An 866-nucleotide genomic window follows, 5' to 3' on the forward strand; every position below is an offset into this window, starting at 1 on the left:
GTGCATTTGCTGAGACGTCAGGCAGCAAAGTTCCGGTTACGGTCGACAATTTCACCCGCGCCGAAACCGATCATTATCTCGCGGCGAATGCCGCAACGATCGGTGGATTAGGAAAATTTCATCACGCGCGTGAACCTGTCGCTATTGATAAGCAAACGGTCATCCGCATGAACCGGGACACACTTTATTCATTTGCCGTTTTTGATCTTGCTGCAGCGCCGGTGACGTTGTCGATGCCTGATACAGGCAAGCGTTATATGTCAATGATGGTTGTTAATCAGGATCATTATCTGCCGGTTGTGGCCTATGGCACCAAGCCGGTTACGCTGACGCAGGAATCCGTCGGATCGCGCTATGTATTCGTTGCAATTCGCACGCTCGTTGATCCTAATGATCGGAAGGATCTTGACGAGGTGCATAAGCTTCAGAATGCCATCACGGTCAGCCAGAGGGACTCCGGCGCACTCGATCTTCCGAACTGGGATGAAGACGATCTCACCGACATCCGTAATGGCTTGTTGACGCTTGCCAAACATCAGACGTCATATCACGGTGCCTTTGGCGCTCGTGGTCAGGTCGACCCGATCCAGCATCTGATAGGTACGGCCTCTGGATGGGGCGGTATTCCTGAAAAGGATGCGATGTATCCAAGCTTTACGCCTGAGAAGAATGACGGCAAAACGGTTTACACACTCAATGTGCCAAAGAACGTGCCGGTGAAGGCTTTCTGGTCGATCAGCGTTTATAATCCGGGCGGCTTTTTCGAGAAGAACGAATATAACGCCTATTCAATCAACAACATCACTGCAAAGAAAAATGCAGACGGATCAGTAACTGCCCAGTTCGGTGGTTGTGATGGAAAAATC

Annotated in this window: 1 protein-coding gene; it reads left to right on the forward strand. The window is 50.6% G+C overall.

The window, feature by feature from the left end:
* A partial coding sequence (locus CEV31_RS13150; RefSeq protein ID WP_143850942.1) for a DUF1254 domain-containing protein occupies window positions 1–866 on the forward strand: 866 nt, incomplete at both ends.

The organism is Brucella thiophenivorans, assembly GCF_002252445.1.
Classification (GTDB): Bacteria; Pseudomonadota; Alphaproteobacteria; order Rhizobiales; family Rhizobiaceae; genus Brucella; species Brucella thiophenivorans.